This window comes from Salinivibrio sp. IB872 (assembly GCF_001995345.1).
GTDB classification, from domain to species: domain Bacteria; phylum Pseudomonadota; class Gammaproteobacteria; order Enterobacterales; family Vibrionaceae; genus Salinivibrio; species Salinivibrio proteolyticus.
On record NZ_MUFO01000016.1, the window covers coordinates 15,252 to 30,573 of the forward strand.

Here is a 15,322-nt window from a genome sequence, read left to right on the forward strand (position 1 = left end):
ACGTGAGGTCTGCCATCAGTGCATTTGTGTGGGGCTGCGTTTCCACAATAAGTGGCAGAATTTTTCTTCCGGATCGCGGCTGAGTAGCATACGCACAAACACATCGGCCAAGGCGCCTTCTTTTGCCATCCCAATTTGTACTTCCGCACAGTGGGCGAGGTTGATGTCAGACCCGACATGCTCAGGCCAATCGCTGCCGACTTCAACCACGATGGCGCCGCCGTCTTCCTCAAAATGGGATTCGTATGCCGCCAAATCGTCATACTCCAAATTATCCGGTGCCATCTCCGCGAAGATCTCAAAGGCGGTTTCGAGGATTTCATCCAAGCTCATTAGCGCTGATTGCGTCATTGGGTGCTCTCTATTCGTTCTGGACGTGCTCGGACTATACCACGGTGGTTACGAATTCTCAGCACGTCAATTATCCAACGCGACAGCTGGCAAGGATTATGCTTAACTTTACGCAGAGCCCTGTACTCAATTTAAGCAAGCGCGTTGATACAGCGTGAGATTCGGTGGTAGAGCGTTGATTTGTCCATGCAGATGACCAACAATAGCGCACGCATTCAACCTTGTGTGAAAGTCGTGACTCAGTTGCAATCTCAACCGGCTTATTTACCAGAGCCGGATCGGCGCTCGCCGCTACAATCTGAATTTATCCCTGTCATGGTCAAAGCGATCAAACAGCTTCGTGCTTTGATCGGTAAGCGGCTTCACAGTGTCTACGTGAGCGGCGATATTGTCTGGCGTCGTGCGACAGTGGGGGAGTCTGTCCTGCATTTAACCGTGGTATGCCACCAACCACTAACGCTTGACCAATCCAGTGCCATGAATACCTTGTTATGGCGAATTAAAACCAGCCATAGCAAAGTCATCGATGGCTGTCATATCGACACTGTGACAGTGTCACAAGTTCGTGATTTGGCCGAAATCTTTCACTGGGGCTTCTTTTTCAAACATCGTGCAATGTGCTTGTATGGTCAAGATCTTTCCGAGAGTTTTGGCCATTTCGAGGCGAGTTGGGAAGTAGCGAAAGCGATGAATCCTGATTTGAGCGGTAAACTGGCACGTGCCAAGCATAAAATTCAAGCGGCCACGACATGGAACACGCAACTGACTGCAGCTCAGCGCATTGCCGATACCTTAATTCGTGGTGCGTTTGGTTTGGTATTGCATAAAGAAGGAACGTGGACGGAATCTCTACCTGACTGTGCAGAATTGTTTATTAAGCATTATCCTGCTAAACAACAAGCAATTGAGCGACTTTTTATCCTGCTAGATCGCAAACCTGTAAAAAAACGTGCTGTTATGATGCTCCTCAATGACTTTGGTGACTGGTTGATCAAAGAATATGCACGTATTGACTTTAAAATCGGTTAGCAGGACCAATACGCAGTGTATATCAACCCGTTATCCAAAAACGTGGTTACGATAATCTGTGAGCTGGCCCACCTTATACCCTACAAGTTGCTAACGGAATCTGATCTTGGTCAATAAAATAGTGTAACAAACTTTTCACAAATGAAGGTTTGATGAACTATAAAACGCAATTGAGCCGTAGCAGTTGTGCTCCATGGATGTATTTATTCAGTATTTATGACTAAATAAACATTTACATCGCATGCATGATTCGGTAATCTCGATTGCAGATAGTCACCGTGAGTGAATAATTAATCGACAATTTGTCGTTTTATCACTGTGACACAAATAAAAATTCAGGATTCAGACGTATGCAAAAAACTGACTCTCTCTCGACGACGGTGCCTTCGATGAGAAATATTCTGATGTTCGCCATCCCATCGCTTCTTGGCTTACTCCTCTTTATGACGCCGGTGAATTTCGGCGACGGTGTCACCATCCCCATTGCGGTCATGGCCGGAAGTGTTCTTGATCTATTGGGCGGCTCGGCAACCGCTGTGGTCACCGCATTGGTGGTTTTCAGTGCGGTCACCTCATTGATTGTCACGCTAGCCAAACCCCGCTTTATTACTCGTCACGGTTTCCTCAACGGCCTATTCAATGTTTCACCGATTTGGCTAGCCACCCGTGTGATTGGTGGTGTATTTGTTGCCATGACCTTCTTCGGTTACGGCTCTGAACTGATCATGGGTGAGCTTACTGGCGCGTTTGTGCTTAACGATCTGCTGCCTATCCTGCTGTCTGTGTTTATTTTTGCCGGATTGCTGTTGCCATTGCTGACCAGTTTTGGCCTGCTGGAGATGTTAGGCGCCGTTTTCACCAAAGTGATGCGTCCATTATTTGGCTTGCCTGGCCGCTCGGCGGTTGACTGTGCGGCATCTTGGTTAGGCGACGGCAGTGTCGGTATCTTGATGACGAGCAAGCAATACGAGCAAGGTTTTTACACGCAGCGTGAAGCCGCGGTTGTCGGTACCACCTTCTCAGCGGTATCGATCAGCTTTAGCTTGGTTGTGATCGCCCAAGTTGACTTGATGCACATGTTTACTTGGTTCTACTTGGCGGTGTGTCTGGCGGGGATTGCTGCAGCGATTATTGTTCCTCGTCTTCCGCCACTTTGCTGGAAAAAAGACGAGTTGATTGACGGCTCAACCCGCGAATCGAACGAAGAAGTGTTGCCTGAAGGCCATACTACGCTGAGCTACGGCTTACAGTGCGCGCTTAACCGTGCTGAAAAAATTCGCTCGGTGAACAGCGTACTCAAAGAAGGGGCTCAAAACGCAGTTGACATGGTATTGGGCGTACTCCCTGTCGTGATGGCGATTGGTACAGCGGCATTGATGGTGGCTGAGTACACCAGTATCTTTAATGTACTAGGTGCACCGTTTGTTCCTTTGCTTGAGCTACTGCATATTCCTGAGGCGGTTAAAGCATCAGAAACTATGGTGATTGGTTTTGCGGATATGTTCATCCCTGCCATTCTTGCCGCGGAAATTGATAGCGAAATGACTCGCTTTGTGATTGCAGCGATGTCGGTCACGCAGTTGATTTACATGTCAGAAGTGGGCGCTTTGCTGCTAGGCAGTAAAATCCCAGTCAAAATCTGGGAACTGTTTGTGATCTTTATTTTGCGCACCTTGGTGACCTTACCGGTGATCGCTGGTGTTGCACATTTGATTTTCTAAGCCGATAGGCCAGAACAGTCTGTTAAGCGCCTCGCGTTTTCAACGTGGGGCGTTTTTTTTGGGTCACGAATCCATGCAGTAGCACGTTATGCTTGGTATGGTAAATGCACGCGGATTATCTCGCATGTCACCACTCGTCTATCACGACATGATGAGCGGTAAGGGTTTAATAAGGAGATGGGATGAAAATAGTGACACTTCATGGGCTGTACATGCACGGTGTGTTTTTGATCCCGCTAAGTGAACGCCTAGAAAAGCAAGGACATGAGGTGCTCAACCTTTCTTATAACACCCTAGATCCGGACTTTGAACAAATTGCTCGTCGCATCAATGCGTTTATTAATCATCAGCCCACGATTTTAATCGGCCACTCGATGGGCGGGCTGATTATTCGTCGCTATTTGGAGCAGAGTGCGCAATTAGACGATAACCCTGCTGATGCGGTACACGCGGTGATTACCCTCGGCACCCCCCATCAAGGAGCAACACTCGCCAAGGTGTTTGATGATTTAGGGTGGGGCGGCTGGCTGTTCCAACGGAGCCAATCTATTTTGTTGCCCGATGAGGTGATTCCCTGGCAGGGATTACCGCCTTTACACAGTATTGCCGGAAATTGCCCGTGGGGCCCAGCATCACTGCTGATAAAGAACCAAGTTTGCGACGGTACTGTGCTGGTCGAAGAAACCAAAATCGAAGGCATGAGCAGCCATGATGTCTTTCCGCTCACCCACATTACATTGCTGTTTTCTCGTCGGGTGAGCGATAAAGTGATCGCCATTATCGACAGCTACCAGCCTGCTTCCGACCAAGCCGTACAAGTTGAACCCTAACGCTAATGTGACGGAACCTCATCGGCGAGCCAGCGAGCAATAAATGTCCCCTCAGGGTCGTATTGTGCAGTTTGCTTGTCGAGATTAAACCGACGACTGCCGCGCGGGTCTGCACCGACACCGGCGAGGTATTGCCAATTACCATAGTTAGCGGCGACATCGAAATCAATCAGTTGCTGCTCAAAGTAAGCTGCGCCGTAACGCCAGTCCACACCGAGCTCATGCACCAAGCAGCTCGCGACTAATTGACGACTCCGATTCGACATCCATCCCGTGTGTTTTAGCTGGCGCATGGCGGCGTTGACGATCGGGAAATCGGTGTTGCCTTCACGCCATGCCATAAAGGCTTCGGCGTAAAACGTGGTGAGCGGACGTTTATCGGCAATGCCTTTAAAACGGAAAAAGCGCGCTCCGTAGTGATACAACATCCACTGGAAATACTCCCGCCACAGGAGCTCAAAATAGAGCCAATAGGTAGACTCATTTTTTTCCACATTACGCTCATAACGGTCCAGCTCTGCAGCGACCCAACGCACAGACAAACAACCATTGGCTAGCCATGCGGATAAACGGGATGAAAAATCCCAACCATCCAAACCATTTCGCGTCTCTTTGTAGCGCTGAATACGATGGGTATCCCATAAGTAATGATTCAGTTGCGCGCGGCCAGCAATCTCTCCACCTTGATATGGTGCAATACGGCGATCCGATAAAGGTGCGGGCTCGGTAACTATGCCATCGATAGGACGCGGTAAGGACTCTGGCACGGCAAGCGGTAGACGTGGCGGAATGTCGCGCTTTTCGACCGCTTTTCTAAATTGCGTAAAGGTGGCTGGAATATCCGGTAAATCAAAGGGTAACTGATGCTGACTAAACAGTGTATGTGCATCAGACACCATCACACGTTGTGGAAACCGGCTAACAAGGGTATCTATTTGCTGGCGCTCAAAGGGGCCTGGGTGATCGGTGACACCAATAACATCAATTTGATGTTGAGTACACAGGTCGGCGAGCACTTCCAAAGGTGTGCCTGTTCTAATAATGAGTTTTTGCCCCATGACGTCGAGCGCGCGATGAAGCTCGATAAGGCTTTGCCACAAAAACGCTTCGCGCTGAGGGCCGAGATGTTTACTTTGGAAGTGATCGGCGCGTGACCAGCGTGGATCAATGACGAACACACAGGTGAGCTCGTCACAGCTCGAAGCAAGATTGGCGAGAGCAGGGTTGTCATGAATTCGAAGGTCGTGGCGAAACCACATCAGTCCGCGTTGCATGTTGATCTCCTTTTTCTCGCCAATACGCCGAGAATCGACATCCAGATTGATCAGTAAGTATGGATGCCGATGTTTTAAACAGCGAATTGGGTCTAGGATTAGATCTGTCGTTGACGCTGCGCCCAATAGCCAACAAACACAAAGACGCCTACCACAGCGCACATCAGCCATTGATCAGGCCATGCGCGCATTTTCGCGGCGAGCCAAGGGGAGACTGCCACAATAAATGCGCCATAGCCAAATGCATTGATGCCAATAAACACCAAGGTGCGGACAAAAAAATTGTGGCCGGTCAGTAAACGACGCAGGGTACGATTAATGTCGTTACCAAACACCACCAATAAAGATGCGGTGACCGCAACGGCGATCTCGTTTAACCAAGGGGTTAGCCAAGCGCCACCTTGGGCAAGCCAAGAGATAATAATATTCATAATTCGTCACACTCTGTAGAATGCTGCTAGGTTACTGATTTCTACTAGCGACTTCCAGCCTCAACGTAAGTCGCGCGGTAAGGAGAAAACATGAGAATTGCCTCGATAGGGTTGGGTGACATCGCCCAAAAAGCATACCTGCCACTGCTTGCAAGTTGGCCCGAACTTGACTGGGTCATGTGCAGCCGCCARGCCGATACACTAGCGGAACTGGCGCAGCAGTATCGGGTGGCGCACACAGCAGCCAATGTTGAAGAAGTCTTGGCGTTGAACGTGGATGGGGTGATGATTCATGCTGCTACTCATGCTCATTCGGCGTTGGTGCGTCCGTTCTTAGCCGCAGGTATTCCCGTGTTTGTCGACAAACCGGTGGCCCAATCGGGGGCGGATGTTGAAGCTCTCTTTAACCTTGCTGAAAAGCATAATACGCCTTTGTTTGCAGGATTTAATCGCCGTTATTTGCCGCTGTTAAACGCCCATTTAAACGGACAGCGCCCAGAAGATGAACTCGGCTCGCCCCTGTTATCGTTACGGTGGGAAAAGCATCGTCATGCGCTGCCAGATGCGCCCCGTCGATTCATTTTCGATGACTTTATTCACCCGCTTGACAGTATTAACCTGCACGGTGACATGAACATTGATGATTTGGATGTGTTTGCCCAGTTTGATGAAGGACTGCTCGCGCGTTTAGATATTCGTTGGCATCGCGATAATAGCTTATTTGAAGCCAGTATGAATCGCCAATATGGCGCCACCAAGGAAACCATTGCCGCAGCCTACCGTAACGAGTGCTACTTCTTTGATGGATTTACGCGCGGTGAGCGTATGCAAGACAATCAAGTCGCGCAATTGTCTCTCCCTGACTGGACAGGCATGCAGGCCAGTAAAGGGTTTGAAGCCATGCTGACCCACTGGTTTGAGGTCGTCAAAACGGGCCGGATAGATGCCGCTATCACCGCACGCAGTGTGGCCTCTCATTGGGTGGCCGAAGACTTAGTCGCCTATTGTGAAGCGCTGCGAGACAATGGTTAATTTGGCTTCACGGTTACGCTGTTTTTACGCGTTCTGCCGTGAGGTAAGGCATCAATAAGGCTCGCACATTTAAGGTGACATCCAATTTGGCAGCCAGCAAATACAGCCCCGCAATTTTTCGATGCAAAAATAGCGCATCCGCCGGCGGCGTATGCCAATAGCCTTGCTCCATACTCAGCGCCATCCCACGGTTGCGTAAACGGGTGGCTAAATCGGCTTGACCAAAATTAAAGGGCGCATCCGCCGCTATTGGCTCACAAGCGGTGTTCACAAGCTCAAGCACACTGGCTTTTTGCTCCGGTAAGATCGCCTCGGCAAAAAAGCCAATCTGGGTCAGCGCTGCGTCAATGCCGGGGTTATCTTTTTCAATGGCAGCTAAGAACAACTTGCGATAGCCCTCAGTAAATCGTGAGGTGTACTGACGGGTGGCACCAAAATCGAGCAAGACGATACGGCCACTTTCTGGTTGGTATAAATAATTGGCGAAGTTAGGATCTGTTTGGACTTCCCCAAACACAAACACCTCTTCAAAGAGTAGGGTAAAGAGTTGACTCACCGCGCGGTGACGCACGGCAGGCTCGGCTTTTGTTAGGGTTTCAATCGGTTCACCCGCCATAAAATCCATGGTCAACACGCGATCTGTGGTTAAGGTTGAATGGATATTGGGCACCACTAAATCCGTATGAGCATTCAGCCGCTCGTTAAAGCGCATCATTGCATTCGCTTCTTTACGATAATCGGCTTCATCATGCAGCTGTTGCTTCGCTTCATCGAGTAAGGCTTGGTAATTCGCTTCTTTGGGGATCAGGCCACTCAAGCGCAATAAGGTAATCACATTATCGACATCGCTATCGATGCTGTCTTTAATCCGCGGGTACTGGACCTTCACCGCCACTTTGTCACCAGCATCAGTATAAGCTTCGTGCACTTGGCCTATCGACGCTGACGCGATGGGCGAAAAACGAAAGTGGGTAAAAGCTTGCTTCCATTCGGGGCCCCACTGCTCGGTGAGTACTTGGTTAAGTTGGTTAGATGGCATAGGCGTGGCATGATTGCGCAATCGAGCCAATAAATCACTGAGCTCGGGTGGGATCAAATCTCCCGCATCCATTGACAGTAACTGACCGACCTTCATCGCTGCACCGCGCAAATCCGCCAGTTTGTCCGCTACATGGGCGATATTAGCCGGCGACATCACCAAATCTTTACGGCTCGGCCGATTGCCTTGTGCAAACTGCTTCGCACCTTCCCACGCCACATTCGACGCCACACGCCCCGCTAGGGAAGCCAACGCTCCTAACCGAGAATATCGCCCATGAGGAACCTTGCTACTTTTCATCACCGTCTCCTTGTCACCCACTAAGTGTACGGTATAAACCGAGGAATGGTTTGGTGGAGACGAGCTGAATACACGCCACGATATGACACGGTTCCTACCAGTTACATGACACTTCAACCAGTATCACAGCTTCGCTAATTGAGTGTTGCTTAGTTCATAGAAAACAGCTGGTTATGTTTTATCCTGTCTAGCCAAGTAGTAGCATTTGCTTACAAAATTAGTCTGTAGGGTAAATGCTAATGAAGCTGATGTTTAAAACAAAAATACTGCTGCTTGCCATTGTGCCGCTTATTGCCTCGATATTGATTTTGAGTGCAATCACGGCAGATAACGAGCGGACATTAATAGAAGAGAACATTGCCACGTTTCGGGAAAAATTAGTCAACGAGCGTAAAAAACAACTCGAAGAAGTGACTCAGGTGGCCGAGAACATTGTAGAACGCATCAATCCCGGTACCAGTGAGGCACGTCTGGCGGCGCTGAAAACGGCGCTTACTGATGTGAAATTTGGCGAAGCGGGTTACTTTTTTATCTACAACAAACAGGGGATTAATGTGTTTCACCCTGTTAAACCAGCCCTTGAAGGGAAAAACCTGATTGATTTTACCGATCCGAAAGGCAACAAGGTTATTCAAGGCCTGCTTGAGGCCGCACAGCGAGGCGATGGCTTTTTCAATTTTATGTTTGATAAGCCCGGCGCTGACCAGCTGATTGAGAAAATTGGCTATGCGGTGATGATCAATAATGGTCGATGGTTGCTTGGTACCGGTGCCTATATCGATGATATCGAGCGAGAGGTAGCCGCTTATCGCAGTGAAGCAGAGCAAGCATTGGATGCTCAGATCTGGCGTTTAACCTTGCTTGGTTTGGGCACGGTGATTATCACAGTGTTGCTAGTGAGCTGGTTTGCGCAGCGCATTGGTGAACCGGTGAAAAACATGCTCGATAAGCTGAATGATATTGCCAGTGGCGAGGGCGATCTCACTCAGCGCTTGCATGTGCACGGCCATGATGAAATTGCCCAACTTGGTCATGCGTTTAATCGCTTTGTGGACAAACTACAGCAAACTATTCAACGGGTCGCTCAGGTCACCGCACAAGTGAATAGCACTGCCAGTGATATGGCGCGGCAGACCGCGACGGTAGCCCAGCACTTACAAACTCATGATAACGAAACCGAGCAAGTGGTGACCGCGGTGACAGAGATGAGCTCTGCTGCGCAGGAAGTAGCACAAAACACCACGCAGGTTGCTGATGCGGCTACGTCTGCCACCCAAGATGCGCAAAACGCGCAAACCCAAGTGCATGAATCTATCGCGTCGGTTGAGCGGTTGGTGGCGAAAATGAGCGAGTCGAGTCAGCAAGTGGATCAGCTTAAAGCTCAGTCGGATAAAATTACCTCGGTACTGTCTGTGATTGGTGAAATTGCCGAGCAAACCAATCTGCTGGCGCTAAATGCAGCGATTGAAGCCGCCCGTGCGGGCGAGCAGGGAAGAGGCTTTGCGGTGGTGGCCGATGAAGTGCGCACCTTGGCCAGTCGTACCCAAACCAGCACTCATGAGATCCGTGACATGCTTGATGGTCTACACGTGCATGTAGATAGTGCCGTGAAAACCATTGCCGACAGCGATCAAGAGTGCCAAAGCATGGCAACGATTTCAGCGCAAATTGGCGAGCGAATCACCTCGGTGAGCGCGGCGTTCTCGCAAGTAAACGATATGACCTCGCAAATAGCTAGCGCGGCGTCAGAGCAAACCACGGTCACAGAAGATATTCATCGTAATCTGGTATCGATTCGCGACATTGTCGCTAGCTTGTTGACCTCAAGTGAGGCATCGTCACACGCTGCGGAAGAGCTGAGCTCGCTTGGTCAAGATCTTGATACCTTGGTGGGGCAATTTAAAGTCGCCTAATTCAATAGCATGATCATTATTCTCGGCACACGGGATAAAAAGTCATAAAGGACGCTTACGGCAAGCGTCCTTTCGCTTTACAATAGCTATTTTAGCGGTATTATGCTGACGCAAACGTTTGCTTATAACATATTGTGCGCTATTGAGAGGGTTTCATGCTGCCTGATGTCGAGATCTGTCGTAACACCACACTCGCCCCCATATCTACCATTGCCAAGCAAGCTGGCCTTCTTGACTCAGAGTTTAAAACGCAAGGTAGCTATAAAGCCAAAATCTCTCTCGATTGCTTAAAGCGTCTTGCCCCCAAGCGAACGGGAAAGTTAGTCCTGGTCACCGCCATCACTCCCACGCCCTTGGGTGAAGGCAAAACCGTCACCACCATCGGTCTTGCGCAAGGCTTGGCGAAGCTGAATCATTCTGTGACAGCATGTATTCGTCAGCCTTCGATGGGGCCCGTATTTGGTGTGAAAGGTGGCGCAGCTGGCGGTGGTTATTCGCAAGTGGCTCCGATGGAGGAGCTCAACCTCCATCTGACGGGAGATATTCATGCGGTGACCGCGGCGCACAACTTGGCTGCTGCGGCTATTGATGCGCGAATCTATCACGAGCAACGTCGAGGTTATGACGATTTTGAGGCGCGTAGTGGCTTAAAAGCGTTAAAAATCGACCCAAATCGCGTGGTATGGAAGCGGGTGATGGATCACAACGATCGCGCCTTGCGTATGGTAACTGTGGGTAAAAACGAGCCGGGCAAAACCATCAACGGCTACGAGCGTGAGGGCGGATTTGATATCTCGGCCGCCTCTGAGCTAATGGCGATTCTGGCATTGGCGAGCGATCTTCGCGATCTGCGTCAGCGCATCGGCCGCATAGTGTTGGCTTATAGCCATACCGGTGAGCCGATCACCACCGAAGATTTACAAGTAGCTGGCGCGATGGCGGTCAGTATGAAAGAAGCGATTGAACCCACCTTGATGCAAACCCTAGAAGGTGTGCCGACACTGATTCACGCCGGTCCGTTTGCCAATATTGCCCATGGCAATTCGTCGATTATCGCCGATAACATTGCGCTTAAGCTAGGTGATTATACCGTCACCGAAGGTGGCTTTGGCTCGGACATGGGATTTGAAAAAGCCTGCAACATTAAAGCGCAAGCATCCGGTAAAGCGCCAGACTGTGCAGTGATTGTGGCGACATTGCGCGGCTTAAAAGCCAACTCGGGTCACTACAATTTACAGCCTGGTCAGCCTATGCCCGACGCGCTCTTTGCGGATGATAACGAGGCATTAGTAGCAGGGTTTGAAAACCTCAAATGGCATATCAATAATGTGACTCAATATGGTGTGCCGGCGGTGGTGGCGATTAATCGCTTTCCACAAGACAGTGATGCGGAGCTTGCGACACTCAAGGCGATGATTGAAGCGCTGCCCAACAAGGTGCGGGTAGCGATCAGTGAAGGCTTTGCCCAAGGTGGCGAGGGTACGCGTGAACTGGCGGAACAAGTGGTCGCGCAATGTGAAACCAATACATCATTCTCGCCCTTGTATCACGCCCAGCAAAGCTTGGAAGAAAAACTAATGGCGGTTGCGGAAGTTGGTTATGGTGCGGGAAGCGTGACGTTAAGTGAGACCGCGAAACAGCAACTGCAACAATTTAAAGCGCAAGGATATGACGGCTTGGCAGTCTGTTTGGCGAAAACGCCACTGTCTATTTCAACCGATGGTGCGATAAAAGGCGCTCCCAAAGGCTTTGATGTACCGATCCGCGAGTTGAAATTATGCGCGGGTGCCGGATTTGTCTATGCCTTATGTGGCAACGTGATGACCATGCCCGGTCTACCGGAAAAACCAGCGTTTATGAACCTTGACCTTGATGATGAGGGTAATATTGTTGGGTTAAGTTAATGACTTAGCGTCTTGATATCACTTTTATTGAGAAAAACGTCGATGGCAATAACAAGAGACCACACTTTAACGTCAGTGACATTGACGCACTATTGCGCAAAAAGTACAATCGAGAGTCGCTTGAACGTATCGTCGGTATAACGAGAGGAGGAAGCCATGCAAAACAAGCGTAATAAGGTAAAATCTACCGCTTTCTCTGACTTCGTGCGTCACTCATCGTCGAGAGAAAAGCGAAAGTTTTTTGATAAGATAGTGAAAGAAACGATCAAAGAGCAGCAAGACATGCTCACAAAAGCAGAGCAAATAGCTAAATGTCAGTGATCGTTTATATACCTCGCGAGAGCCGCTGTTGTCAGCGGCTTTTTTGTTTTTGCTAGATGCGGCCACGCTCGTCATTGTCTTCATGGTAGCGTGGTGTGGTATCCTCTCTGACCTTAATTCTCCCACCGACTGTGAGCCTGACTTGAAAAAAATCGCGGTTTTTGTCGACGTTCAAAATATCTACTACACCACACGCCAAGCCTACGGGCGTCAGTTTAATTATCGCCAGTTGTGGCAAACCCTCAATGATATGGGGGAGGTGGTAACCGCGTATGCCTACGCCATTCGCCGCGATGACGATCAGCAAATCAAATTTCAAGATGCCCTTCGCCACATTGGCTTTACCGTCAAGCTTAAACCTTATATTCAACGCGCCGATGGCAGTACCAAAGGCGATTGGGATGTGGGGATTGCCATTGATGTGATGGAAACAGCACCCGAGGTTGATACCGTGGTGCTGTTATCCGGCGACGGAGATTTTGATTTGCTGATGAACAAAATCCGCGCGCGATATCACACTGAAGCGGTGGTACTTGGTGTGCCTTCCCTAACGGCTAATTCCTTGGTGAATAGCGTCGATCGCTTTATCGCGATTGAAGACGATATGTTGTTGTAGGCACGGCGTTTAGTTTGCGGTTCTGGGACAATTTCTGATTTTATGTTGATGTTGAAGTGAGTAAACGATGTACAAATTAATCGCCCTGGATATGGACGGCACCTTGTTAAACAGCGAGAAAGCAATATCTGCTGAGAACAAGCAAGCCATTGCCCGCGCGCGTGAGAAAGGCGTGACTGTGGTATTAGCGTCTGGCCGTCCGCTTGAAGGCATGCAGCCTAAGCTAGACGAACTGGGAATCGGGTCGGATAAAGACTTTGTGCTTTATTACAATGGCTCGATGGTGAAAAACGTAGGGACCGATGAGGTGATCTTGCAAAAAGGGCTAGACGGCAAAGCCGCCAAAGCGCTGGCTCGACATGCTGAAGCATTGGGTGCCTACGTGCACGCGTTTAGTACTGAGCACGGTTTAATTACACCAGCACAGAATCCGTATACCGAGATTGAGGGCAAGATCAACGGCCTAGATATTACCGTGATGGATTTCGAGACCCTAAGCGATGATCATCCGATTATCAAAGTGTTGATGGTGGCAGAGCCAAGCAAGTTAAACGAAGTGATCAGTGCGTTACCATCCGTGCTACGCGAGGAATTTACGGTCGTGCAAAGTGCGCCTTTCTTCCTTGAGTTTTTAAACCCTGCGAGCAATAAAGGGGCGGGAGTGGCCGCCATTGCAGCGCATCTAGGTATTCAACCCGATGAAGTGATTTGCATGGGCGATGCTGAAAATGATCACGCGATGTTGGAATACGCGGGCCTTGGCATTGCGATGGCGAATGCCATGGAAGCAACCAAGCAAATCGCGGATTACATTACCGAAAGCAATGATGAGCACGGTGTGGCCAAAGCGATTGAAAAGTTTGTGTTAGCAGCGGATAGCGCCGTAGCGTAAAACGAACAAGCATGAATCAATGGGGCGGGTGTTTGTGCCTGCCTCGTTTTAATTTCATGGTATTGATGGTGTTGTTTACTGATGTGGTGTGACCCTATCTTGCTTTAAAGAACAGGTAGCGGTATTCGCGGAAAACAAAAAAACCTGCTAAAAAGCAGGCTCTCTGGAAATGGTGCGTCCGGGCAGACTCGAACTGCCGACCCCCGCCATGTCAAGGCGATACTCTAACCAACTGAGCTACGGACGCGAATTTCAAAATGTGGTGCGTCTGAGTGGACTCGAACCACCGACTTCCACCATGTCAAGGTGACACTCTAACCAACTGAGTTACAGACGCATAATTTTTTGTTTCAAGCAAAGTGGTGCGTCCGAGTGGACTCGAACCACCGACCCCCGCCATGTCAAGGCGATACTCTAACCAGCTGAGCTACGGACGCACAGTGCTTGAAAGCGGGATGAATAGTAGCGAGTTCATCTGTGTCACGCAAGCGCTTGAGCGCACTTTTTTGCACATTGACGTCTGTTTGGCGATTTGGTGGTCAAATTGATGGTTTTTCACCATTTTTCTTTATGATCGCGACGTGACAGGCGGACACTTACCCGCCTAAGGTCACGTTACAGCGTTGGAACAGCTGTTGCCATACATCGGCATGATGACGAATGGCCTGTTTATACGTCGTGTATGCCTCGCCTTGCCAATAGGCGGATTTATACGCAGAAAAAGGCGGAGGCGTTTCTAGGGAGGCAAGTTGGTTTAATGTTGGCGATACATCACGATACAAGCCGTCTACGCGCGCTAAATAAGGTTGTACTTCACCCACGTAATATTTGTAAAACACGGTTTTTAATCGCTCGAGGCGGGTAGTATCAAAATTTTCACCACACAGTACTTTGGATTGATTGTCGGCAATCAACTGGCTGGTTTGATTAAGCCAATCCGTATGTGCTGTCAGGCTGACGAATAATGCGCCTAAAATCGGTTGTTTTTCAATACTTTCTTGCCACTCAAGAATGCTTTCATAAGTCGACGATGGCTGTTGAACCAAGCGGCCGAATTGCGTCATCGCGCTGACCGCATTGCTATGCGCGGGAAGTTCAACCGGCAACGTGTGAATCGGCAATGACCACTGTGCTTGCCAGGCGCTGCTATCAATCACCGTATTCCAGATAACGGTGGGAAGTTGCTGGGTTTTGCTTACGATGGCGTCATTGAGCGCGGTTCGGATGCTGTCATCTTTCACCTTTGGCAGGCACTGCTTAGCGACACGGATAAAACTGAGTTCGTAATCAAGCTGACGAAAGCGATCGGCGACTTTTCCCAGTGAGGAATTACGCTCGGCAATTAAATTAAACAGCCCGCATTGGCGCAGTTCATAGGCATCGAGTAACCCTAAACGGAGATCGGCGATGGGTTGTACCAGCTCCCGTTTACGAGGCAAAGAGGGCAGCGCCGGTAGGCTAAGGGGAGAGGGATCCGCATCCAACACATTTCCGAGGCGTTGTTGGTAGTCGGCCATCATGGCTTTAGCCGGATCGGCTGGTTCACAAGCAGTCAGCAAGCTTATCGATAGAACAATCAGAAGGGGAGCGAGTAAGCGCATAACACGGTGATTCCTTTAGCGTCGAYGCCAGTCGATACGAAGGCGACCCGCAACCCGATCGCCACGTC

The 15,322-nt window shown here is 49.7% G+C and carries 14 protein-coding genes and 3 tRNA genes; 9 read left to right on the forward strand and 8 right to left on the reverse strand.

Annotated elements, in window-relative coordinates; genetic code table 11:
• Positions 1 to 15 precede the first annotated feature (15 nt).
• Positions 16 to 351, reverse strand: coding sequence for a DUF440 family protein (locus tag BZJ18_RS08405; protein ID WP_077456091.1), 336 nt, complete (start codon positions 349 to 351; stop codon positions 16 to 18).
• Between the two features lie 186 nt (positions 352 to 537).
• On the opposite strand from BZJ18_RS08405, the gene BZJ18_RS08410 reads away from it, so the two are divergent.
• The 3 genes from BZJ18_RS08410 to BZJ18_RS08420 all read left to right on the forward strand — a co-directional run bounded on the left by BZJ18_RS08410 (position 538) and on the right by BZJ18_RS08420 (position 3,931).
• The gene (locus tag BZJ18_RS08410; RefSeq protein WP_077456092.1) at positions 538 to 1,380 is read left to right on the forward strand and encodes a hypothetical protein; all 843 of its coding nucleotides are present in this window, start codon (positions 538 to 540) and stop codon (positions 1,378 to 1,380) included.
• A gap of 404 nt (positions 1,381 to 1,784) precedes the next feature.
• A complete protein-coding gene (locus BZJ18_RS08415; RefSeq protein WP_077456165.1) occupies positions 1,785 to 3,101 on the forward strand; it encodes a YjiH family protein in 1,317 nt (438 codons plus the stop codon).
• 182 nt (positions 3,102 to 3,283) lie between these two features.
• On the forward strand, positions 3,284 to 3,931 hold the full coding sequence (locus BZJ18_RS08420) for an esterase/lipase family protein (RefSeq protein ID WP_077456093.1): 648 nt from the start codon (positions 3,284 to 3,286) through the stop codon (positions 3,929 to 3,931).
• Positions 3,932 to 3,933: 2 nt separating this feature from the next.
• Here the strand turns inward: BZJ18_RS08420 and BZJ18_RS08425 are convergent, their stop codons facing one another.
• Both BZJ18_RS08425 and BZJ18_RS08430 read right to left on the reverse strand, forming a co-directional pair.
• Positions 3,934 to 5,205 carry a DASH family cryptochrome gene (locus tag BZJ18_RS08425; RefSeq protein ID WP_077456094.1) on the reverse strand — a complete coding sequence of 424 codons (1,272 nt, stop codon included), beginning with the start codon at positions 5,203 to 5,205 and terminating at the stop codon, positions 3,934 to 3,936.
• Between the two features lie 98 nt (positions 5,206 to 5,303).
• On the reverse strand, positions 5,304 to 5,636 hold the full coding sequence (locus BZJ18_RS08430) for a DUF3392 domain-containing protein (RefSeq protein WP_077456095.1): 333 nt from the start codon (positions 5,634 to 5,636) through the stop codon (positions 5,304 to 5,306).
• A 90-nt stretch (positions 5,637 to 5,726) separates the two neighbouring features.
• On the opposite strand from BZJ18_RS08430, the gene BZJ18_RS08435 reads away from it, so the two are divergent.
• Positions 5,727 to 6,668, forward strand: a complete 942-nt coding sequence (locus BZJ18_RS08435; protein ID WP_077456096.1) for a Gfo/Idh/MocA family protein — start codon at positions 5,727 to 5,729, stop codon at positions 6,666 to 6,668.
• A 13-nt stretch (positions 6,669 to 6,681) separates the two neighbouring features.
• Here the strand turns inward: BZJ18_RS08435 and BZJ18_RS08440 are convergent, their stop codons facing one another.
• Positions 6,682 to 8,007: an ABC1 kinase family protein gene (locus tag BZJ18_RS08440; RefSeq protein WP_077456097.1), complete on the reverse strand. Its 1,326-nt coding sequence runs from the start codon at positions 8,005 to 8,007 to the stop codon at positions 6,682 to 6,684.
• Between the two features lie 248 nt (positions 8,008 to 8,255).
• On the opposite strand from BZJ18_RS08440, the gene BZJ18_RS08445 reads away from it, so the two are divergent.
• From BZJ18_RS08445 to BZJ18_RS08460, 5 genes are all read left to right on the forward strand, one after another.
• Positions 8,256 to 9,920, forward strand: coding sequence for a methyl-accepting chemotaxis protein (locus BZJ18_RS08445; RefSeq protein WP_198532218.1), 1,665 nt, complete (start codon positions 8,256 to 8,258; stop codon positions 9,918 to 9,920).
• Between the two features lie 155 nt (positions 9,921 to 10,075).
• Entirely contained in the window at positions 10,076 to 11,824 is a 1,749-nt protein-coding gene (locus BZJ18_RS08450; protein ID WP_077456099.1) for a formate--tetrahydrofolate ligase, read from the forward strand.
• Between the two features lie 156 nt (positions 11,825 to 11,980).
• Positions 11,981 to 12,145: a hypothetical protein gene (locus BZJ18_RS17370; RefSeq protein WP_198532219.1), complete on the forward strand. Its 165-nt coding sequence runs from the start codon at positions 11,981 to 11,983 to the stop codon at positions 12,143 to 12,145.
• 142 nt (positions 12,146 to 12,287) lie between these two features.
• Positions 12,288 to 12,761, forward strand: coding sequence for an NYN domain-containing protein (locus BZJ18_RS08455; protein ID WP_077456166.1), 474 nt, complete (start codon positions 12,288 to 12,290; stop codon positions 12,759 to 12,761).
• Between the two features lie 67 nt (positions 12,762 to 12,828).
• Complete coding sequence (locus tag BZJ18_RS08460) at positions 12,829 to 13,653, forward strand: Cof-type HAD-IIB family hydrolase (RefSeq protein ID WP_077456100.1); 825 nt, start codon at positions 12,829 to 12,831, stop codon at positions 13,651 to 13,653.
• Positions 13,654 to 13,823: 170 nt separating this feature from the next.
• Here BZJ18_RS08460 and BZJ18_RS08465 read toward each other — a convergent pair.
• The 4 genes from BZJ18_RS08465 to BZJ18_RS08480 all read right to left on the reverse strand — a co-directional run bounded on the left by BZJ18_RS08465 (position 13,824) and on the right by BZJ18_RS08480 (position 15,254).
• Positions 13,824 to 13,900 (reverse strand) — tRNA-Val (locus BZJ18_RS08465).
• Between the two features lie 13 nt (positions 13,901 to 13,913).
• A tRNA-Val gene (locus BZJ18_RS08470) sits at positions 13,914 to 13,990 on the reverse strand.
• A gap of 23 nt (positions 13,991 to 14,013) precedes the next feature.
• Positions 14,014 to 14,090, reverse strand: a tRNA-Val gene (locus tag BZJ18_RS08475).
• 159 nt (positions 14,091 to 14,249) lie between these two features.
• Entirely contained in the window at positions 14,250 to 15,254 is a 1,005-nt protein-coding gene (locus tag BZJ18_RS08480; protein ID WP_077456101.1) for a DUF3080 domain-containing protein, read from the reverse strand.
• Between the last annotated feature and the right edge of the window lie 68 nt (positions 15,255 to 15,322).

Excerpts from the sequence above, each read along its gene's own strand:
- BZJ18_RS08405 (WP_077456091.1), bottom strand. The coding sequence starts at position 351 with ATGACGCAATCAGCGCTAATGAGCTTGGATGAAATCCTCGAAACCGCC.
- BZJ18_RS08410 (WP_077456092.1), top strand. The coding sequence starts at position 538 with ATGCAGATGACCAACAATAGCGCACGCATTCAACCTTGTGTGAAAGTC.
- BZJ18_RS08415 (WP_077456165.1), top strand. The coding sequence starts at position 1,785 with ATGTTCGCCATCCCATCGCTTCTTGGCTTACTCCTCTTTATGACGCCG.
- BZJ18_RS08420 (WP_077456093.1), top strand. The coding sequence starts at position 3,284 with ATGAAAATAGTGACACTTCATGGGCTGTACATGCACGGTGTGTTTTTG.
- BZJ18_RS08425 (WP_077456094.1), bottom strand. The coding sequence starts at position 5,205 with ATGCAACGCGGACTGATGTGGTTTCGCCACGACCTTCGAATTCATGAC.
- BZJ18_RS08430 (WP_077456095.1), bottom strand. The coding sequence starts at position 5,636 with ATGAATATTATTATCTCTTGGCTTGCCCAAGGTGGCGCTTGGCTAACC.
- BZJ18_RS08440 (WP_077456097.1), bottom strand. The coding sequence starts at position 8,007 with ATGAAAAGTAGCAAGGTTCCTCATGGGCGATATTCTCGGTTAGGAGCG.
- BZJ18_RS08445 (WP_198532218.1), top strand. The coding sequence starts at position 8,256 with ATGTTTAAAACAAAAATACTGCTGCTTGCCATTGTGCCGCTTATTGCC.
- BZJ18_RS08450 (WP_077456099.1), top strand. The coding sequence starts at position 10,076 with ATGCTGCCTGATGTCGAGATCTGTCGTAACACCACACTCGCCCCCATA.
- BZJ18_RS17370 (WP_198532219.1), top strand. The coding sequence starts at position 11,981 with ATGCAAAACAAGCGTAATAAGGTAAAATCTACCGCTTTCTCTGACTTC.
- BZJ18_RS08460 (WP_077456100.1), top strand. The coding sequence starts at position 12,829 with ATGTACAAATTAATCGCCCTGGATATGGACGGCACCTTGTTAAACAGC.
- BZJ18_RS08480 (WP_077456101.1), bottom strand. The coding sequence starts at position 15,254 with ATGCGCTTACTCGCTCCCCTTCTGATTGTTCTATCGATAAGCTTGCTG.